We start from the raw sequence: 19,974 nt of genomic DNA on the forward strand, positions 1-19,974 counted from the left end.
TGTTCCCGAAGGCCCCCTCAGGCTTTCGGCTCGTCACAAGCTAGCGGTCCTCGTCCAGCAGCGAAGCCAGCCGCGCGGCCAGCCGGGGACCGTCCACAGGGGACACGTTCACCCACGCCTGCCCGCCGCGGCCCTCGGTCCGCGCCGCGCAGTACGCGCCGACGTCGGTGTCGAACCAGGTCAGCCCGCCGGCCCGGTGCGCCCGGCCGTCTCGGCCGCGGGTCCGCACGGTGAACTGGCCCGCGCTGTAGACGGGCCGCGCCTGGATCGCGAGCACCTCGCGCAGCTGACTGTCCGAAGCCGACGATCGCCTGCCTTCGCCGAACACCGGGTCCTCCAGGTCGTCGCCGAACCGCGCCGCGGGGAGGCTGACCCCGTAGCCGGGGCCGGGCCGGAGTTCCGGCAGGACGTCGACGATCGCGGCGAACACCTCGCCGTCGGTGATCCCGGACAGCGCGATGGTCTGTTCCGGCTGCGTGGCCAGCACACCGTGCCGTCCGCGCGCGGCCGCGACCGCGCGGAACGGCGCCTGAGCCGTCATGTCGGCCAGCGCCTCGCATTCGACGTAGACCTCGGCGCACGCGAGCAGATCCAGGCGCGCTTCCAGGGCGGCGTCGAGCCGGTCCCCGTCGTAAAGGCCCCGTTCGGCGAGGTTTTCGTAGACCGCGCCGCGGATCTCGGCGCGTTCCGCTTCCGTGACGCCGACGCTGCGGACGGACAGCGGCCAGGGCGGGGCCGCGTGTCCCAGGTCGGACCAGAGGACGTCGAACGCCGACGCGGAAACGCGGATCAAGACCGCCCCAGCTCGGGCGGCTTCCCGAAGGAGACCCGCGGGGTCAGCGAACGCAGGGAGGCGTCGCGGGTGTTCATGACGTCGACGGCCTTGCGCCGCGCCTCCTCGGCCTCCGCGTGCTTGGCCTCCATCTCGTCGGCGAGCGCGGCGAGGAGCGCGAGGTTCCCGCCGGCGGCGGCGCCGCGGATCATCGCGCCGGGGTCGTAGTCCACCGGCGGCGGCATGTCGGCTCGGGCCCGCGCCGCCGCTTCGGCCTGCCCGGAGACGGCCTTCCCGAGCGCGGACGAGATGTCCGCGGACCAGGTCAGCCAGCCGGAAGCGGTGGCCAGCACGCCGCGGAGCGCGTCGCCCGCTTCGCCGCGCCAGTTCTCTTCGCTGCTGCCGACCAGGCCGGCCAGTTCGGACGTCGCGTCGTGCATGCGCCGCGCGAGCGCGTCCCAGGCGGCGCCGATCCCGCCGGCCGCTTCGGGATCGTTGCCCGCTTCGACCTCGGCGGCCAGCGCTTCGTGGCTGTAGGCCTCGTACCGCGTGGCCGCGACCGGGACCTCGCGCCCCGGCGTCTCTCCTTCAGGCACGGCAGTTCTCCTAAGGCAGTTTGGGTTCGGCCAGTCCCGCCACCGTCATCGCGCGCTCGCAGGCGAGCGGGGTGTCGGTGAAGTTCGTGTTGCTCACGTCGATCTGGACGCTCGCCTTCTCCCCCATGCCGAGCAAGATCGCGCAGGTCCCGTCGGCGGCCTTCTTGTCGGCGACCTTGAGCGCGTCGCGGCCGCCGACCTTGGTCTTGGTGGCGGTCTTGCGCGCGACCTCGAGATCCTTCAGGCCGTTGCGCTCGTCCACGGTGATGGTGACGCCGAAGGTCGCGGGCACCGTCCAGTCGCAGGCGCGGGCGCCGTTGATCTCCTTCGCGACGCCGAGCACGTTCAACCCCGCCGTCGACCGGTCCTGCGGGCCGAGCAGCGCGCACGGATCCAGCGCGGCAGGCGGGACGACGACCCGGGACGAACCGCCGGTCACCACCACCTGGGTGGACGGAGCAGGCGCCTGACCCGCGGCCCCTTGCCCGCAGGCGGACACGGCCAGCAGGACGAGGACGCCGAGCGCGGCGAGGCGGGGGTTCATGGGGTCAGCCGCCGACACAGTCCACGTCCGCCGCCGCTTGTTCATCCTGTCGGGTGTACTTCGCCAGGGCCTTCTCGATCCGATTCTTGAGCGCCTCTAGTTCCTTGCCGAACGCGGTCAGCGCCTCGACGGCGGAGCCTTCGGCACCGATCCCGTACTGCGCCATGAACCTGCCGACCTCGTCCGCGTATCCCCCGCCGAGGGGAACCGTGCGGCCGAGCACCTTGGCCTCGCGGACCATCTGGCCGACCACGTCTTGCAGGGCGGAGATCTTCGCGTGGGCGTCGGCGGCCAGCTCCGGCGCGACCGCGAACCCGCTCAGATCGAACCGGGGCTTGGCGGTGCTCACCTCGCTCATATGCGATTACGCCTCTCCGTAGTCGAGCGACCTCGCACCGGAGCATACGACAAAACAAGGCGTCAGCGGGAGCACCTGAAAACGCGCTCACCTCACCCGATCGAGGTAAGGTCTCCGGTTGCACAGAGTCATCGACTGGGGTTGGCGGGGTTCCCCCCACGAGTTCGCCCGAGTTTGACACACTTCGTGGGAGGCTGACCGCTGCCCGGGGGACTGAAACGGTCCGGCAGAGGACCCAGCGGAAATCCAGCCACGCGGCATCAGGAGGTCGAGTGACGTCGAGAATCCAGTCTGCGACGCCCGGCGAACACCAGGGCGAGCAGGCAACCGGGCAAGCCCCGTACCCCACGGGCGCCGGCTCGGTCAGCGGCCGGCAGAACGGCCGTGAAGCCCCAGCGTCGCTGGACGAACTGCACGAGACGGCGCGGCGGATCGCCGCCAACGTGGAGCGGGTGCTCGTCGGCAAACCCGACGTCATCCGGATCGCGCTCGTGACCCTGCTCGCCGAAGGCCACCTCCTGGTCGAAGACGTCCCCGGGGTCGGCAAGACCTCGCTGGCGAAGGCGCTGGCCCGCTCGATCGACTGCACTGTCAGCCGGATCCAGTTCACCCCCGACCTGTTGCCCAGCGACGTCACCGGGGTGTCCATCTACAACCGGCAGAGCGGCGAGTTCGAGTTCCGTCCCGGCCCGGTCTTCGCGAACATCGTGGTCGGCGACGAGATCAACCGCGCCTCGCCGAAGACGCAGTCGGCCCTGCTCGAATGCATGGAAGAGCACCAGGTCACCGTCGACACCTCGACCTACCATCTCGAAGAGCCGTTCATGGTGATCGCCACCCAGAACCCCATCGAGATGGAGGGCACCTACGCGCTGCCCGAGGCCCAGCGGGACCGGTTCACCGCGCGGGTGTCCATCGGCTACCCCGACCAGCAGGCCGAACTGGCCATGGTCGACGAGCACGCCGGGCACAACCCGCTGGCCGACCTCGAGCCGGTCTCCGACCGCCAGTCGGTGCAGCGGCTGATCGAGACGGTGCGGTCGGTGCACATGTCGCCGGAGATCCGCCGGTACGCCGTCGACCTGGTGGCCGCGACCCGTCAGGTGCCGGAGATCCGTCTCGGCGCCTCGCCGCGGGCGACCCTGCAGCTGGTCCGCGCGGCCCGCGCGCAGGCCGCGCTCTCGGGCCGTGAGTTCGTCGTCCCGGACGACCTGCACACGGTCGCGGTCCCGGTGCTGGCGCACCGCATGGTGCTCACCACCGAGGCGCACGCCGCCCGCCGGTCGGCCACCGACGTGGTCCGCGCGATCCTGCACCGCGTCCCGGTCCCGCAGGGCTCGAACCACCGCTGAGTAAAGGAATACGGGGCCATGCTGCGTGCTCTGTCCGGCCTGACCACACGCGGCCGCTGCCTCCTCGCCGCCGGCGTGGCCGCGGCGGTGTGCTCGTTCGTGCTCAACGAACGGGATCTGCTGCGCGTCGCGGTGTTCGTCATCGCCCTGCCGCTGCTGGTCGCCTTCTTCATCTCGGCGACCCGGCTGCGGCTGGGCGCGGCCCGCTCGCTGCGCCCGGAACGGGTCGCGGTCGGCTCGCCGGGCGAGGTCCAGCTCGAACTCTGGCGGGACGGCAGGCTCCCGGCGGGTGAGGTGCTGCTCGAAGACGGCGTGCCCTACGCGCTGGGTTCGCGGCCGAGGTTCGTCGTCGAACGCCTTCCCCACGACCGCCGGGTCGCGCTGCGCTACCCGCTGCAGCCGGTGCTGCGCGGGGTCCAGCAGGTCGGCCCGTTGCGGGCGACGATCACCGACCCGTTCGGGCTGTGCGAGTTCGAACGTGAGCTGATCGGGCACTCCCGTCTGGTCGTCGTGCCGAAGGTGGTCGGCCTGTGGGGGCTGCCCAGCGGCGCCGGGATCGGCGCCGGCGACGACGGCAGCATCCGTCTGCACGCCGGTCAGGGCGAATCGGACGTGATCGTCCGGCAGTACCGGCAGGGCGACGACCTGCGGAAGGTCCACTGGCGCTCGACCGCCCGCCGCGACGAGATCATGGTCCGCGTCGAGGAAAAGCCGTGGCGCGGCGGCACCACGGTGCTGCTGGACCACCGCGCGGCGGCGCACCACGGCACCGGCCCCGCGGCGAGCCTCGAATGGGCCGTCTCGTTCGCCGCTTCGGTGTCCCTGCACCTGCGCCGTTCCGGGCACCGGGTCCGGCTGATCACCGAACACGGCCAGACCCTGGCCGACACCCCCGGCGAGGGTGGCGAGCACTACGACAACGTCGTACTCGACGTCCTCGCCGCGCTGCAGCCCGCGCACCAGCGCGACATCACCCTCGGCCACGACCCGGCCGAGGGACAGGAACTCATCGCGGTGCTCGGCACCGTCAGCAACGAATCCGTGCACGAGCTGTCCCGGTACCGCCCGCGCGGGATCCGGAGCCTCGCCGTGCTGCTCGACACCCCCGGCTGGTCGTCCGGCGTCAACCGGCCCGAGAACCGGGCCGCCGCCACCGAGGAATCGGTGGCGCTGCTGCGGGCCGCGGGCTGGGGCGTCGTCGTCGCCGGTCCCGGATCGCCCATGCCGCAGGTCTGGGCCGAGCTCTGCCAGACGGCCACCCGCCGGGGCACGCTGATCGGAGGCGGCCTGTGACCGCGACCGCGCCACCCCGGCCGCACACCCCCCGACCGCGACCGGCCGCCCCGCCCCCGGTCTGGACGAGCAGCGTGCTCGCGCCGGTCGCCGCCGGGCTCGCCACGCTGTTCGCCTCGACCTCGCTCACCGGCGTCGTCGCCGGCTGGGCGTGGTTCGGCTACCTGCTGGTCGCCGTCGTGCTGATCGCCTCGACCGGGCTCGCCCTGCGCTCGCTGCGCGCGCCGACCATCGTCGTCGGCCTGGCGCAGCTGCTGGTGCTGTTGCTGCTGATCACCGGGGCGTTCACCACCAGCGGCGTCCTGCGGATCTTCCCCGGCCCGGACGCGTTCGGGGAGCTGGGTGGCGTCCTCGCCGCGGCGGCCGAGCAGATCCGCGTCGGCCTGCCGCCGGTCGAGGGCACCCCGCCGATCCTCTGCCTGATCACCATCGCGATCGGCCTGGTCGCGGTCCTGGTCGACACGCTGGCCGTGGCCGCCGCCGCGCCCGCCGCGACCGGCCTGGTCCTGCTGTGCGTATACGCCGTTCCGGCCGCGCTGGCCGAGGACATGCTGCCGTGGTGGACGTTCCTGCTCGGCGCGGCCGCGTTCGCCGCCCTGCTCGCCGTCGACGGCAACCACCGGCATCGCCGCTGGCGCAACCGGGACGCGCCAGGGCTGGGCAATTCGGCGAGCACGTTGTCGGCCCCTGTCGGTGTGGTCGCCGCCGCGATCGCGATGGGGCTGGTGATCGGCACGGCCGTCACCGGGGTCGGCACGGTCGGCAGCCTTCCCGGCGGGACCGGCTCGGGCCGCGGTGGCGCCGGTGGTTTCGGCGTCGAGCCGTTCACTCAGCTGCGCGGCCTGCTCGACCAGGGCGAGAACGTGGAGCTGTTCAAGGTCTACGGGATGGGCGCGGACAAGCGACTGCTGCGCGCCTTCACCCTCGACACGTACACACCGAACAAGGGCTGGGGGCTCGCGCAGAACGGCCGCGCCCAGCAGGGCGTGCAGGCCAACAGGGGACTTCCGCCCGCTCCTGGCGACGACGGCTCCGGCCCCGCGCGGGAGATCCGGATCGAGCCGACCAACTGGGTCGACAACTGGCTGCCCGTCTACGGCGCGCCGAGGGCGCTCACCGGGCTGGCCGACAACTGGCTGTACGACCCGGTCGGCGGCGCCGTGTTCACCACGACCAAGCAGAACGCGCCCGCCTACACCGAGACCGCGTCCATCGAGAACCCGTCGAAGGACCAGCTCCGGCTCGACGACGCCCGCCTGGCCGAGGTGCCGCCGCAGTTCACCCAGGTCGACCGGGTCGATCCCCGCGTGGTCGCGAAGGCCAAGCAGCTGACGGAAAACGAGACCAACAACTTCGACAAGGCGCAGGCGCTCTGGTCGTTCTTCACCGCGCAGAACGGTTTCGTCTACGACACCAAGACCGCGGACGCCACCGACTCCGACGCGCTGGCCGACTTCATCCTCAACGGCAAACGCGGGTTCTGCGAGCAGTACGCGTCCGCGATGGCCGTGATGCTGCGGGCGGTCGGCATCCCGTCGCGGGTCGCCATCGGGTTCACCTCCGGCACCTCGAAGGGCGACTACCTGTCGATCACCTCCGAGGACGCGCACGCGTGGGTCGAGGTCTATTTCCAGACGAAGGGCTGGGTCAGCTTCGACCCGACCCCGCTGCTCGACGGACGCGCGGTCGTCCCGCCGTACCTGCAGAACGACGCCGGCAGCTCCACGACGAACGACACCCAGGAAGTGCCGAGCGCGCCCGCGTCGAGCGCCCCCGCCACCGGCACGCCCCGTGACCCCGGCGCCGACCTCGGCGCGGACGGCGGCACGGGCCAGCCGGAGGAGGAGCCGATGTGGCCCGCGATCCTCGCCGGGATCCTCGGTGGGCTGGCGGCCGCGCTGACCGTCGTGACGATCGTGCGGTCGCATCTGCGATATCGGGCGCTGCTGCGCTCGTCGCCCGCCCCGTACCGCGCCCCGGACGCGCCAGTCCCGGTCCGCGACGACGGCGGGTTCCTGGACAACCAGAACGTGACGAACTGGCTGCCGCTGATCGCGATCGGGCTGTGGGTCGCGGCGTTCGCGTTCCTGGCGGCCTGGGTGTCGTGGTGGTTCGCGCTGGTGCTGGTCGTCGTCCTCGGCGGGCTCGGCACGCCGACGGCGATCCGGGAGATCAAGCGGCGGCTGCGGCTGCAGAAGATCGCGTCCCGCTCCCCCGCAGCGGCCGACGCGGCGTGGCGCGAGCTGATGGACGAATGCGCGGACCGCGGCCTGCCGCTCTCCGACGGCGACACGGTGCGCGTGGCGGGCCGGAAGGTCGTCGAGAAGCACCGTCTGGACGAGGAAGGCCGCACAGGCCTGCGGACGGTCATCGGTGTCGTGGAGCGGTCCTGGTACTCGGACCGGCCCGCGGACGACCAGACGCTGGGCCCGGCCTTCGACGAGGTGCGCAAGAGCCTCAAGCGCAACGCGCCGATGTCGTGGAAGGGCCGCCTGTTCCCGCGCTCGCTGCGGCGGCGGAACAAGTAGCCCTCGTACGCGACGGCTCCCTGGTCAGGGATTCTCGAGGTGTGTCGCGAAAGCCACTTTCGGGGCATCAGACGTCTCGAAAGTGGCTTTCGCGACATGCTCGCCCGGGCGGTACCGCGTCGGGGTGGTCGTGAGTGGCGTTTCGTGTTCTAACCCGAAACGCCACTCACGACCAACCCGACCCACGTGGTACGGGCGTCGGCCATCCCGGCGCACGACAACGCGAACATGCCGGCAGGGCGTCGCCCTGCCGGCATGTTCGCGTGTGTGGGAGCTATTGCTCCTCGAAGCGCTGGCGGAAGCGCTCTTCCATGCGCTGGGTGAACGAGCTCCGGCGCGGGGACGCCTTGCCGCCACCTCCGCCGGCCCCCGGGCCACCGCTGTCCTTACCGCCTTCCGTTTCGGCTCCTTGCCGAATCGATGTGACGGCCATCATGACTCCGAAGAACATCACGAGGAACCCGAGCACGCTGATCACGGGGATCTCGGCGACCCGGATGTTGACCACCACGCCGAGCACCAACAGTGCGACGCCCACTACGAACAGGGCGATGCCCTGCAAACGCCGTCGGCGGGCGGGGCGGCGCAACCGGGTGCCTCGCACCGTGGATGCGAACTTGGGGTCCTCGGCATAGAGCTCGCGCTCGATCTGATCGAGCAGCCGCTGCTCATGCTCGGAGAGTGGCATCTTTCCTCCTCCGGCACAGCTGTCGCGGGCGCCGGGCCGCGCAACGTCATGGACCCAACAGACAACCCCAGGCGGGGTGTCTCTGTCCAGGATACGAGCCCCGCGCTCGTCCGACTACCCGATCCCGTATCCAGTAGGGATCGAATTGCCCGAAACCACCCGGCTCGGCTCTCTCGAAGACGGCCGAGCGGGCTAAGTCACTGGTCACGAGGGGTCAGCAGTGACGCGGGCCGCACCGCGGCGGCCCCGAACTTCGACCTCGCGACGTCGGCGGCGACTTCCGCGTCCCGCCAACGGGGTTCGGGTGACTCGAAAAGCAGCTGCTCTCCGTCACTCTCCGTGTCCAACCCCTCGACCCTTACCCCGATCAGGCGGACTGCGCCCGTCGGCGCGTGTTCGGTGAGGAGTTCGACGGCGGTGCGGTGGATGTCGCGGGCCACGTCCACTCCGACGGCGGTCGTCCTGGCGCGGGTGATCGTCTTGAAATCCGCGAACCTGACCTTGATCGACACAGTCCGCCCGCGCAGCCCCCGGCGGCGCAGGGTGGCGGCGACGCGTTCCGACAGCCGGAGCAGTTCCAGCCCCAGCGCCGCGCGGTCGTGGAGATCCACGTCGAAGGTCACTTCGGCGCCGATCGACTTGTCCGGCGACTCCGGGACGACCTTGCGATCGTCGTGCCCGTTCGCGAGCGCGTACAGATGCTCCCCCAGCGCCCGCCCGAGCGACCGCCTCAGCCTGGACAGCGGAGCGGCGGCGACGTCGGCGACGGTGTCGAGTCCCTGCTGCCGCAGCTGCTCCTCGGTGCGCTTGCCGACTCCCCACAGCGCCGACACGGGCAACGGGTGCAGGAACGCGAGCGTCTCGGCCGCCGGGACGACGACCATGCCGTCCGGTTTCGCCATCCCGGACGCCAGCTTGGCGACGAACTTGACCTTCGCGACGCCGACCGAGCAGCTGATCCCGAAGTCGGCGGCGACCCGCTCCCGGATCCAGGCGCCGAGCCGCGCGGGTGAGGAGTCCAGCCGTTTGAGCGCCCCGCTGACGTCCAGGAACGCCTCGTCCAGGCTCAGCGGCTCCACCAGCGGCGTCAGCTCGCGGAAGATCCCCATGACACCCTTGGAGACCTCGCCGTAGAGCCCCGGCGTCGGCGTGATGCAGATCAGCTGGGGGCAGAGGCGTTTGGCCGTCGAGAACGGCATGGCCGACCGGACGCCGAACTCGCGTGCCGCATAGCTCGCCGCCGCGACAACGGACCTCGGCCCGCCGCCGGAGACGACCACCGGCTCGCCCTCCAGCTCGGGGCGCGTGCGCAGCTCGCAGGACACGAAGAAGGCGTCCATGTCGACGTGCAGCAGGCCGCAGCCGGTGTCGTCGGGCCAGGTGGTGGCGCCGGTCGTCACGCGGTAGCGGGCCATCCCGCCGGGCAGTTCAGCGTTTCGTCCCACGCCCGGACGTTAGCCCGGACCACCGACAGTCTCGTGAGTGGTCAGGGACAGTGTCTTGTGGGGGCTTGACAGGGGGTTGCGAAAGCCACTTTCGCAACCTTCAACGTTGCGAAAGTGGCTTTCGCAACGTCGGCCGTGGCCGGGCACGACACCGCCCTGGCGAGCCGTCCTCACCACTCACGAGGAGGTCAGGCCGGCCGATGGGCCAGGACGTGCAGCCTGCTGGCGACGTCCCGCAGCGGCGGGACCGAAGCCGCCGCCAGCTCGAACTCGGCCAGGTCCTCTTCCCGCACCCCGCCGGGCACGAAGTCCGCCACGACACCGTCGCCCTGCAGCGAGGTCACCTCGAGCCCCACCGCGACCAGCTGGGCGCGGAGGCCTTCCGCGTCGAAGCGCCGCAGCACGGTCTCGCGGCCGCCGCCGAGGACGCCGCTCTCGGCCGCGAGGAGTTCCCTCGCCTCACCGAGGCGTCCGGCCAGCGCGCGCTGCAGGATCGCGGCGTGGCGGTTCGCCACCAGCACCGAGACCGCGCCGCCGGGTTTGACCGCGGCGGCCAGCGCGGTGAGCACGAGCGCCGGGTCGTCGACGACCTCGATCAGCCCGTGCGCGAGCACGAGATCGGCCGAGCCCGCCGCGACGTGGGCGCCGAGCGCGTCGGAGTCGTCGGCGATCACCGTGATGCTGCCGGAGACGCCCTCTTCCTCGGCGCGGCGGCGCAGGGTCGCCAGCGCGTTGGGGTTCGGCTCGACCACGGTCACCAGGCAACCCGCCGAGGCCAGCGGCACCGCCCAGCCGCCGCTGCCGCCGCCGACGTCGACGACGTGCGGCTGTTGTGCGCCTCGCGCCCGTGCGGCCCGGAGTTCTGCTTCGAGAACCCGGCGAACCGCCCCCGATCCCCGCGTGGCCACGGTGTCCGTCTTCATAAACGCACAGGGTAATGCCCGCCTTCGCCGGCCCGCCGGGTGTAGTCCGATGCGGTGTTCGACACCTTGCCACGGAGCCACCCCGCCGACTGCCCGTAGGCTGTATCGAGTGCACACGGTCGCTGTTCTCAGCCTGAAGGGTGGCGTCGGTAAAACGACGGTCGCCCTCGGTGTCGCGTCCGCCGCGCTGCGTAGGGGCGCCCGGACTCTCGTGGCCGACCTCGACCCGCAAGGCAACGCCACCACCTCGCTGGACCCGCCCTTCACGGATCGCACGCTGGCCGACGTCCTGGAGACGCCGGTGCGCTCGGTGCTCGAACGCGCGATCGCGCCCAGCGTGTGGAGCGACCAGATCGACGTCCTCGTCGGCGCCGAAGAGCTGGAGATGCTCAACGAGCCCGACGCCGACAGCCGCCGCCTGGAGAACCTCTCCCGCGCGCTCGACGAGCTGCACACGAACCCGCTGCGCGAGGAACCCTACGAACTGGTGATCCTCGACTGCCCGCCGTCGCTCGGCAGGCTGACCCGCTCCGCGCTGGTGGCCGCGGACAGCGCCCTGATCGTCACCGAGCCGACGATGTACGCCGTCTCCGGCGCACGCCGCGCGCTCGACGCGATCGAGAAGATCCGCGAAGAGCAGAACCCGGGGCTGCGGCCGATCGGCGTCGTGGTCAACAAGCTCCGCGTGCGTTCCTACGAGCACCAGTTCCGCGTGGCCGAGCTGCGGGAGAACTTCGGCCCGCTGGTGATGCCGACGGCCATCCCGGACAGGCTCGCCGTGCAGCAGGCACAGGGCGCGTGCAGCCCGATCCACGAGTGGCATTCCCCCGGCGCGCAGGAGATCGCACTCACCTTCAACATGGTGCTCGCGAAGGTCCTGCGCTCGGGCCGGGCCGGGCGGCATCGCGTCCGCGGCGAAGAAGAGCCCGAGGCACCCGCCAAGCTGAGCGACACCGGCACGGGCTGACGTCCGATGCCCGAAGGCGACACCGTCTTCCTCGCCGGCAAGGTCCTCGACAAGGCGTTGGCGGGCAAGACCTTGCTGCGAGGCGAGTTCAGGGTCCCCCAGCTGGCGACGACGGATCTCGCCGGACGCGACGTGCTCGGCGTCGGCACGGTCGGCAAACATCTGCTGACCCGCCTCTCCGGCGACCTCACCCTCCACAGCCATCTCCGCATGGACGGCAAGTGGGACGTCTACCGGGCGGGCGCGCGCTGGCGGCATCCGGCGCATCAGGCGCGGGTCATCCTGGCCACCGAGGAGCTGCAGGCGATCGGTTTCCGTGTGCACGACCTGGAACTCGTGCCCACGAATGAGGAAGACCGCTTGGTCGGGCACCTCGGCCCGGATCTGCTCGATCCACAATGGACGGACGAGCTCGCGGAACGGGCGGCGGCCGCGCTGGCCGCGGATCCGGCCCGCGAACTCGGCGATGCCCTGCTGGATCAGCGGATCATGGCGGGGATCGGGAACATGTACAAGGTCGAGATGTGCTTTCTGCTCGGCGTCACGCCGTGGACACCGGTGTCCGAAGTGGACCCGGCGAGGGCCGTCGCGCTCGGCCGGAAGCTACTGAAGAGCAACGCCTGGCGCACGTCGCAGACCACCACCGGCGATCTGCGCCGCGGCCGCGAGCACTGGGTCTACGAGCGGACCAAGCAGGGCTGCTTCCGTTGCGGCGGACGGCTTCGCGTCGCACCCCAGGGCGCCGGGCATCAGGCGAGGCCGACGTGGTTCTGCCCGAAATGCCAGTCCGGGCCCGCCCCGAGCGGCTAAGCTGGCCTCGTGACGCTGTTCAAGCTCCCGCTCTACGGGGCCGACACCGAACGCGGCGACCTCGCTCCCTGAGCCGCCCGCTCCCTCCGCACGTCACCTTTCTCTTCTCTCCCAGGGAGCTTTGTCATGCCCGGAATTCTCACGGGCACGGCGCTGCGCGCGTTCGTGCACGCCCTGCCCAAGGTCGAACTCCACGTCCACCTCGTCGGTTCGGCGAGCCTGCCCACGGTGCTGGAACTGGCCCGCCGCCGCCCGTCCGCGGGGGTGCCGACGGAGCCGTCGGCGCTCGCCGAGTTCTTCACCTTCCGCGATTTCCCGCATTTCCTCCGCAACTACCTGGCGGTGACGTCGCTGGTGCGCGACGCCCGCGACATCCACACCCTCGTCACCGGGCTGGCGGCGGATCTGGCCGCGCAGAACGCCCGCTACGCCGAGGTGACCGTGACGCCGTACAACCACGTCCTCGACGGCATGTCGGCGGACGATCTCCTCACCGGTCTCGCCACCGGACGGGCGGCGGCACGGGCGGACCACGGCGTGGAGCTGGCCTGGTGCTTCGACATTCCCGGCGAGAAGGGCGTCGTGGCCGGCCGGGAGACGGTGGTGTTCGCGCTCCGCGAACGCCCCGAAGGACTGGTCTCCTTCGGGCTCGGCGGCCCCGAGGTCGGCGTCGGCCGCGCCCAGTTCGCCCCGTTCTTCACCGCGGCCAGGGAGGCGGGGCTGCATAGCGTCCCGCACGCGGGCGAGACCACCGGGCCCGCCACCGTCTGGTCTGCGGTACACGATCTCGGCGCCGAGCGGATCGGGCACGGCGTCGGCGCGCACACCGACCCGGCGCTCCTGGAACACCTTGCCGTGCAACGGATCCCGCTGGAGGTCTGCCCGACTTCCAATATCCGGACCGGGCAGTTCGCGTCGATCGCGGCGCACCCCGTGCGGCGGCTGCTCGATCACGGTGTGCTGGTCACGCTCAACACCGACGACCCGCCGATGTTCGGCGCCACCCTCGACGGCGAGTACGTGGCGGTGGCCGAGACCCTGGGCCTGACGGCGGCCGAAATCGCCCTGTTCGCGAAGAATGCCGTGGACGCCTCTTTTCTGCCGTCGGCGGACAAGACCGTCCTGGTGACGGAGATCGAAGAAATCTTGTTGCAGGACCCCGAACTCCTCGCATAGCGTGGCGGTACACGAGAGAGGAGGTGGTCCAAAGTTGTATTCCAACAGGACTCGTGAGGTGGCTGTCCGCTAGCGGACCCCACGCGTAGGACTTCAGAGCAGCGATACAACGCAAGTTGGAGCCACCTTCGGCTCGTCGTCTCTGCTTCGCGTGATGCCTGATAGCGAATACCAGGCAGTCACCGGGCCCCCGAGGTTCCCGAGCACCGGTCCGGCTCGGGCCCGGCCGCCGATTCCGGCGTCCGGGAGCCGCCTCGGGGGTACCCCTATTTCCGGGGTGTGCGCCGTCCGCCGCCCCGAAGGACCGTCCGCCGCGGTTCCGCCCCCAGGAACCTCGCCGACTCGATAGCCTGACGCCATGCTGAGGCCCGATTTCCCGATCATCACCCAGCGCCTGACCCTCCGTGCCTTCACGCCGGCGGATCTCGACGAACTCAACTCCTTCCAGTCCCGTGCCGACGTCGCCCGTTACCTCTACTGGGGCCCGCGCAGCCGGGCCGAATCCGCCGCCGCGCTCGCCAAACGGGTGCACAGCAGCACCGTGTCCAAGGAAGGCCAGTTCCTCGCGGTGGCAGCGGAACTGACCGAGACCGGTCGGCTGATCGGCGACCTGAACCTCGAATACCTCAGCAGCGAGCACCGCCAAGGCGAGATCGGATTCGTCTTCCATCCCGATCACCACGGGAAGGGGCTCGCCGCGGAAGCCGCCGTCGAGGTGCTGCGGCTCGGGTTCGAAGACCTCGGCCTGCACCGGATCATCGGCCGCTGTGACGGGCGCAACACCGCGTCCGCCGCGCTGATGGAACGCCTCGGCATGAAGAAGGAAGCGCATCTGCGGGAGAACGAGATCGTGAAGGGCGAGTGGTGTGACGAGCTCGTCTTCGCGATGCTCGAAGACGAGTGGAAGGCGAGCCGCTAGGCCCGGTCACCGCACATTTTCTCGCAGAGGTCCCAGATCGCGCCACGAGTGGTTTCGTCAAGGACGGCCTCGGGCCAAGGAGCACGGACGGCCTTGCTGGTGAAATAGGCCCCGGTGATTTCCCGGACCTCGGGGCTGGAGGCGAGATGAACGCTCGACTTCGTCGCTTTGAGCACCGCGCGATGGCCGTAGAGGACGGGCATGACCAGCCGGAGCAGCGGCACGATCGGGCGGGCCAGTGGCGGGTAGGTATCGGCGGTGAGGTCCTTGTTCATCGAGGTGTGGGCATGGCCGGGATACGCGACGTTCAGCGTTACGCCGGTCCCTTCGAGCCGCTTCGCGAAGGTATGACTCATCGCCATCTGGGCCAGCTTGGTCTGGTTGTAGAACGACAGTCCCACATACGATTTCTCTCCCTGCAGATTGTCGAGATCGATCCGTCCGCGCGGGATGCCCCCCGTGATGTTGATGACGCGAGCGGCCTCCGACCGCTTCAACGTGGGCAGTAGCCGATGCGTCAGGCTGAACGGCGCCACGACGTTGACCGCGAAGGCGGTTTCGATCCCGTCCTCGGTCAGTTCACGCCGGGACCGGGCCGCCCCGGCGTTGTTGATCAGCACGTCCAAGCGGTCCACCCGGTCGGCGACCTGTTCGGCGAGCCGGCGTACGTCACGGAGCCGCGACAGGTCCGCGGTGATCGCGTCGACCTTCGTGTGCCCGCTCGATCGGCGTAGTTCCTTCGCGGCCTCCTCGGCTCGTGCCTTGTCGCGGCCGACGAGGATCACCCGGGCCCCGAGGGTGGCAAGCCGCCGGGCACTTTCCTTGCCGATGCCGCCGGTGCTCCCGGTCACGAGCACCGTCTTTCCGTCCATCGTCCTCATCCGGCCTCCAAAGCTGTCACTTGGTGTCATAATAGACACTACATGACGCAAAGTAGACTGCGGTGCATGCCGGAAGGACTACGCGAACGAACGCGCCGCGCGGTGCGGGCCGAACTCGCCGACGTGGCCATCGAACTGTTCGCCCGCCAAGGCTTCGAAGAGACGACCGTCGACGAGATCGCGCGCGCGGCGGGGCTGACCAAACGCAGCTTCTTTCGCTACTTCCCCACGAAGGAGGACGCCGTCTTCGACAGCATCGACGTCACCGGAGAGAACGTGGTCTCCGCCATCGCCGCCCGCCCCGCCGAGGAGGACCCGTGGACCTCCCTGCAGCACGTCCTCCGGCACTGGCAGGAAGAGATCCACGCGAGTGAACGAACGCTGGCGACCCACCGGCTCATCGAAGCGACGCCGGCGCTGGGCGGACGGCTGTATCAGCGGCGGACCGAATGGCGGAGGCGGGTGAGCGACGCACTCCGTGACCGGCCGGGTGCCGGTCTGGACGCGTTCACCGCGGACCTGCTCACGAACGCCGCCACGGCCGTACTCGAAGCCGTGTCGGCCGAATGGCTGCGATCCGGGGGCACGGCGGACCGCGTCACGCTGCTGGACCGGGGATTCTCCCTGGCCCGCGTCCGGCTCGGCGAACTCGGCGACTGACTCCGGAACCCACCAGGCATGATGGGGCCGTGCTCTTCGACAAGATCGTCCGCCCCGCTCTCTACCGGGTCTCCGGCAGCGACCCCGAAACCGTGCACGAACGCACCATCGGCACGCTCGCCAGGCTGAGCCGGGTCTCCCCCGCGCTCGCCGCGCTCGGCCGCGTCTACCGGACGGACGATCCGGTCACCTTCCTCGGGCTCCGCTTCCCGAACCGGGTCGGCCTCGCCGCCGGGATGGACAAGAACGGCCGCGCCCTGCACGCCTGGCCCGCGCTCGGTTTCGGCTTCGTCGAGGTCGGCACGGTCACCCGGCATCCGCAGCCGGGCAACGACAAACCGCGGCTGTTCACCCTCGCCGAGACCGACGCCGTGATCAACCGGATGGGCTTCAACAACGAGGGCGCGGAGGCGCTCGCCGCCCGTCTCGCCGCGACCGGGAAACCGCCCGTGCCGCTCGGCGTCAGCATCGGCAAGTCCAAGGTGACCCCGCTCGACGAAGCCGTCGAGGACTATCGGTTCTCGCTGCGGGCGCTGTACCCGTACGCCGACTACTTCGCGATCAACGTCAGTTCCCCGAACACGCCGGGGCTGCGGGCGCTGCAGGACAAGTCCGCGCTGGCCGAGCTGCTGGCCGAGCTGCGGAAGACCTCGGCCGAGCTCGCCGGGGACGCGAAGCCGACGCCGGTGCTGGTGAAGGTCGCCCCCGACCTCACCGACGAAGCGCTCGCGGAGCTGCTGGAGGTCTGCCTCGACCACGGTGTCGCCGGGCTGATTGCGACCAACACGACGTTGTCACGCGAAGGAATCGCCCCGACTGAAGCGGCCATCGGCGAGCAGGCGGGCGGGTTGTCCGGCCGCCCGCTCACCGCGCGCTCGGTCGAGGTGGTGCGGTTCGTGCACGACGAGACCGGCGGCAAGCTGCCGATCATCGGCGTCGGCGGGATCTTCGACGCCGGCGCCGCCGCCCGGATGCTCGACGCCGGCGCCGGACTGGTCCAGCTCTACACCGGTTTCGCCCTGCACGGCCCCGGTTTGGTCAAGCGGGTCGCCCGAGGTCTCGCGGCCCGGCCGTACTGACGAACCTCAGGTAGGCACGCCAGCACTGGTATCTCGTCAACTCCGTCGCCGTCGCCGCGGCGGCCTGGTCGCACAGGACCGCCAGCGGGGTTTCCCCGTGCTCCAACCGGATCCGGCCCAGGACGAACGGGGCGGGCAGCGTCGCCGCGAAGGCACCGAGCGCGGCTGGCGAGAGCCGCCACCGTTCACCCGAAAGCATCGTGTGCTCGCCCGTGGCGCTCACCGGCACGACTCCCGGCTGGGGTGGATCGGTGGGCAGCAACAACATCCGATAGCCCTCGCCGGTCCGGACCAGGCCGGTGAACCGGGCCCCCGCGGCGACCAGGCTTCCGTTCAACGGCTGGCCGCGCAGATGCGCGCCGAACACCACGAGATCCGCACCCGGTGCGGGATAAGGGAAATCGGCCTGTTCGTCGGTCAGCACGGCGGCGAGGTCGATGGCGACCTGGTCGTCGAACGGCCGCACCACCACGGAAACCCCGTACGGCCCCAGATCCGACGGCGACGACGGCACCGTGACCGCGGCGAGGTCGAGCAGGTTGACGAACGCGGTGAACCGCTCCAGCCGTTTCGCGACACCGTCCGGATCGGACAGTGCCTCGGCGACCGAGGGGTGATCCGCGACCGTCGGGAGCACGAGGGCGTCGTACTCCGACAGCATTCGGAGCGCGAGCATCCCGGCCTCGGCGACACGCACCCGGTCGGCGGTGAAGCCGTCGTCGTGGATCAACCCGCCCACCGTCAGCAACGCCGAGACCTCCACGGTCTCCACCCGTGCGCCGGACGCCCGAAGCGCGGAAACCGCGCCGAGGAAGGCGGACCGGGACTGCAGCGACAGGCCGGTGAGCGTGCCGGAGCCCGGGATCGCCACCCGCGGCCGGTCGCCCGCGGACAGCCGGACGTCCGGCGGCCAGTCACGGGAAAGCGGGTCGATCCCGTCGGGACCGGTCATCAGCCCCAGGGCGCGCTGTCCCAAGGTGAGGCTGCGGGCGAAGACGGCGATCCCGCCGCACGGCGCGGCGCCGGTCTTCGGCACGAGCCCCAGCGTCGGCTTCAACCCGACGATCCCGTTGAGGGAAGCGGGAACCCGGCCCGCGCCGGCCGTGTCCGTGCCGACCGCCAGATCGACGAGGCCGAGCGCGACGGCGACGGCCGCGCCGCTGCTCGCGCTCCCGGAGACCCGATCGGTGTTGAGCGCGGCGCTCACGGCGCCGTATGGGCTGCGGGTGTGTTCGAGGTCGCTGCCGAACCGGTCGCAGTTGGTCTTGCCGATCACGACCGCGCCGGCCGCGGTCAGGCGGGAGACGGAGGTGGCACTGGCGACGTCGATGACGTCGGCGACCGCCACCAACGTCCCCGCGAGCGGCAGTTCCGCGCCCGCGCGAAGACGTTCGTCGACCGCCTTCGCGTCCACGAGGGCGTCTTCCACGGGACGCAAGGTGATCCAGACGTCGGGCCGGTCGACCTCGACGATCCGGTCGTAGGCGGCGATGACGCGCTGATAGGCACTGGGAGGAGGAGCGGGGGTCGGTTCTGGTTCCGGGGGGAGCGTCGTCACTGGGCGTCCTTTCCTCGGTGGGGACGAGAAAGACCACTGCGCGAGATCCACTGTGTCCGGTCCGCCACCCTGGGACGCCCGCTCACGCGGGCTGGGTTCAGGCCCGAGCTGGGAAGAGCACTACGTGCATGAAGGAAACGTTAGGCATCGCGAGTCGCCCTCACCAGCGGTTTCGGGTTACGCGAGCGTTTCGGTATCACACAGTGAGCATGTCGTTACGCAATGGAGTATTAGCGACGACGAATGAGACGATGGTCCAGGAAAGCGCCTGCTCAGAGCCTACCCGTTTCCGTAACTCGCGTGATCGAACGCGTAACTCGCGTGCTTGAAGGCGTAACTCAAGAGATACGCCTTCAAACACGCGAGTTACGGCTCCAAGCACGCGAGTTACGCGTCAGGACAGTTCGCGCAGGGCCATCGCGAGGCCGGCGAGCTTGTCGGTCGCGTCGGAGAGCTGCTCCTTGGACGACGTCATGCCGTCCGAGCTCGCGGCGACGGTGTGGCCGGCGGCCGCGACGAGACCGCCGTAGCCGTCGAGACCGTCGTCGAGCTGCTCGCGGAGTTGCTTGACGGCGGCGTCGAGGGCGCCGCGTTCCCGCTCCGGCGCGGCGTCACGTCCGCGTTCGATGGCCTGGATCCGGCCTGCCAGCCCGCGCAGGGCCTGCGCCGCCTCGGCGGCGGTGGTCCGGGCGTCCGCGACGGCGATCTCCGAGACCGGCATGGTGCCGAGCGACGTCGGCTGCGAAAGCTGGCGAAGCAGCTCCGCCAGCGAAGCCTCGCTCTCGGCGAGGCGCTCCATCGGCTCCCGCGCGACGGACCGCGCCGGAGGCAGCGGCGGCGGAGCGGCGGGCGCCGCGGGCAGCACGGTGCGCTTGAGCTCCCGAAGCCGCAGCCCCGACTTGACTCCGAAGGTGCCGAAGATGACGGCGAACGCGCCGCCCGCGATGGCCTGGAGGACGTCGGCCTGGCCGTCCTTCAACAGGCCGGTGCCCGCGACGACGGCGAACAGTCCACAAAGGAAGGTGAGGAGGATCCAGAACGTCAGCGCCCGCGAGGTGCGGCGCTTGCGGCGCTCCAGCTTGGCGGCGGGTTCGTTCCAGCGCGCCCATTTGGCCTTCGCGTCGGCGACGACCGGGATCTGGCCCGCGGCCATCGACGTCAGCTGCTGGGAGATCTTCGGCATGGCCGGCATCGCGGGCATCTGCGGGCGCGGCTTGGGCGGCGCCGGCTGAGCGGGCCGCGGAGAACCCTGCTCGGAGGGCGGGATGTAGCGCTGCAGCTTCTCCTGCGCGCGCTGGGCGTAGTCGGGCAGCTTCTCGATGTGCTTCTCAAGCTTGGCGGTGAACTCCCCGAAGTCCTTGCGCCTGCCCTGGCCCATTGCCCTCTCCCCTGTCTTCTGGTGAGACCGGTCCCGCACCCGCGCGG

19 protein-coding genes are annotated in these 19,974 nt (G+C 70.8%); 9 read left to right on the top strand and 10 right to left on the bottom strand.

What is annotated here, in order from left to right; genetic code table 11:
• Positions 1-40: 40 nt before the first annotated feature.
• From NQK81_RS10920 to NQK81_RS10935, 4 genes are read right to left on the bottom strand one after another with little or no spacing between them, the layout of a single operon-like run.
• Positions 41-793: an ESX secretion-associated protein EspG gene (locus NQK81_RS10920; RefSeq protein WP_257488077.1), complete on the bottom strand. Its 753-nt coding sequence runs from the start codon at positions 791-793 to the stop codon at positions 41-43.
• Complete coding sequence (locus NQK81_RS10925) at positions 790-1,368, bottom strand: PPE domain-containing protein (protein ID WP_257488078.1); 579 nt, start codon at positions 1,366-1,368, stop codon at positions 790-792. The genes NQK81_RS10920 and NQK81_RS10925 overlap by 4 nt, the downstream gene beginning before the upstream one ends.
• A 10-nt stretch (positions 1,369-1,378) precedes the next feature.
• Positions 1,379-1,912: a DUF3558 family protein gene (locus NQK81_RS10930; protein ID WP_257488079.1), complete on the bottom strand. Its 534-nt coding sequence runs from the start codon at positions 1,910-1,912 to the stop codon at positions 1,379-1,381.
• Positions 1,913-1,916: 4 nt separating this feature from the next.
• Positions 1,917-2,270 carry a hypothetical protein gene (locus NQK81_RS10935; protein ID WP_126734978.1) on the bottom strand — a complete coding sequence of 118 codons (354 nt, stop codon included), beginning with the start codon at positions 2,268-2,270 and terminating at the stop codon, positions 1,917-1,919.
• Between the two features lie 272 nt (positions 2,271-2,542).
• On the opposite strand from NQK81_RS10935, the gene NQK81_RS10940 reads away from it, so the two are divergent.
• From NQK81_RS10940 to NQK81_RS10950, 3 genes are read left to right on the top strand one after another with little or no spacing between them, the layout of a single operon-like run.
• Complete coding sequence (locus NQK81_RS10940; protein ID WP_257488080.1) at positions 2,543-3,622, top strand: AAA family ATPase; 1,080 nt, start codon at positions 2,543-2,545, stop codon at positions 3,620-3,622.
• Between the two features lie 18 nt (positions 3,623-3,640).
• Positions 3,641-4,915 (top strand): DUF58 domain-containing protein, encoded by a 1,275-nt coding sequence (locus NQK81_RS10945; RefSeq protein ID WP_126734979.1) that lies wholly within the window; start codon positions 3,641-3,643, stop codon positions 4,913-4,915.
• Positions 4,912-7,443 (top strand): transglutaminase TgpA family protein, encoded by a 2,532-nt coding sequence (locus NQK81_RS10950; protein WP_257488081.1) that lies wholly within the window; start codon positions 4,912-4,914, stop codon positions 7,441-7,443. The genes NQK81_RS10945 and NQK81_RS10950 overlap by 4 nt, the downstream gene beginning before the upstream one ends.
• A 274-nt stretch (positions 7,444-7,717) precedes the next feature.
• Here NQK81_RS10950 and NQK81_RS10955 read toward each other — a convergent pair whose 3' ends face one another.
• The 3 genes from NQK81_RS10955 to NQK81_RS10965 form a co-directional block, all read right to left on the bottom strand.
• Positions 7,718-8,131 carry an SCO2097 family morphological protein gene (locus NQK81_RS10955; protein WP_125675808.1) on the bottom strand — a complete coding sequence of 138 codons (414 nt, stop codon included), beginning with the start codon at positions 8,129-8,131 and terminating at the stop codon, positions 7,718-7,720.
• A gap of 197 nt (positions 8,132-8,328) precedes the next feature.
• Complete coding sequence (gene dinB, locus NQK81_RS10960) at positions 8,329-9,546, bottom strand: DNA polymerase IV (RefSeq protein ID WP_257489738.1); 1,218 nt, start codon at positions 9,544-9,546, stop codon at positions 8,329-8,331.
• Positions 9,547-9,764: 218 nt separating this feature from the next.
• Entirely contained in the window at positions 9,765-10,499 is a 735-nt protein-coding gene (locus NQK81_RS10965; RefSeq protein WP_257488082.1) for a methyltransferase domain-containing protein, read from the bottom strand.
• A 109-nt stretch (positions 10,500-10,608) separates the two neighbouring features.
• On the opposite strand from NQK81_RS10965, the gene NQK81_RS10970 reads away from it, so the two are divergent.
• From NQK81_RS10970 to NQK81_RS10985, 4 genes are all read left to right on the top strand, one after another.
• Positions 10,609-11,466, top strand: a complete 858-nt coding sequence (locus tag NQK81_RS10970) for a ParA family protein (protein ID WP_257488083.1) — start codon at positions 10,609-10,611, stop codon at positions 11,464-11,466.
• Positions 11,467-11,472: 6 nt separating this feature from the next.
• Positions 11,473-12,276, top strand: coding sequence for a DNA-formamidopyrimidine glycosylase family protein (locus NQK81_RS10975; RefSeq protein WP_257488084.1), 804 nt, complete (start codon positions 11,473-11,475; stop codon positions 12,274-12,276).
• Positions 12,277-12,402: 126 nt separating this feature from the next.
• A complete protein-coding gene (gene add / locus NQK81_RS10980) occupies positions 12,403-13,452 on the top strand; it encodes an adenosine deaminase (protein WP_257488085.1) in 1,050 nt (349 codons plus the stop codon).
• A 358-nt stretch (positions 13,453-13,810) separates the two neighbouring features.
• Positions 13,811-14,371 carry a GNAT family N-acetyltransferase gene (locus NQK81_RS10985; RefSeq protein ID WP_257488086.1) on the top strand — a complete coding sequence of 187 codons (561 nt, stop codon included), beginning with the start codon at positions 13,811-13,813 and terminating at the stop codon, positions 14,369-14,371.
• Here NQK81_RS10985 and NQK81_RS10990 read toward each other — a convergent pair.
• Positions 14,368-15,252 carry an SDR family NAD(P)-dependent oxidoreductase gene (locus tag NQK81_RS10990; protein ID WP_257488087.1) on the bottom strand — a complete coding sequence of 295 codons (885 nt, stop codon included), beginning with the start codon at positions 15,250-15,252 and terminating at the stop codon, positions 14,368-14,370. The genes NQK81_RS10985 and NQK81_RS10990 overlap by 4 nt on opposite strands.
• Positions 15,253-15,318: 66 nt before the next feature.
• Between NQK81_RS10990 and NQK81_RS10995 the strand changes: the two genes are divergently transcribed.
• Positions 15,319-15,912, top strand: coding sequence for a TetR family transcriptional regulator (locus NQK81_RS10995; protein ID WP_257488088.1), 594 nt, complete (start codon positions 15,319-15,321; stop codon positions 15,910-15,912).
• Positions 15,913-15,941: 29 nt separating this feature from the next.
• Positions 15,942-16,991, top strand: coding sequence for a quinone-dependent dihydroorotate dehydrogenase (locus tag NQK81_RS11000; protein ID WP_257488089.1), 1,050 nt, complete (start codon positions 15,942-15,944; stop codon positions 16,989-16,991).
• On the opposite strand, the gene NQK81_RS11005 is transcribed toward NQK81_RS11000, so the two are convergent.
• Complete coding sequence (locus tag NQK81_RS11005; RefSeq protein WP_257488090.1) at positions 16,951-18,549, bottom strand: amidase family protein; 1,599 nt, start codon at positions 18,547-18,549, stop codon at positions 16,951-16,953. The two genes, NQK81_RS11000 and NQK81_RS11005, sit on opposite strands and share 41 nt — an antisense overlap.
• Positions 18,550-18,943: 394 nt before the next feature.
• Positions 18,944-19,927: a phage shock envelope stress response protein PspM gene (gene pspM, locus NQK81_RS11010; protein ID WP_257488091.1), complete on the bottom strand. Its 984-nt coding sequence runs from the start codon at positions 19,925-19,927 to the stop codon at positions 18,944-18,946.
• Positions 19,928-19,974 lie beyond the last annotated feature (47 nt).

The sequence above is a fragment of the Amycolatopsis roodepoortensis genome (genome assembly GCF_024628825.1).
In the GTDB taxonomy this organism is placed as follows: domain Bacteria; phylum Actinomycetota; class Actinomycetes; order Mycobacteriales; family Pseudonocardiaceae; genus Amycolatopsis; species Amycolatopsis roodepoortensis.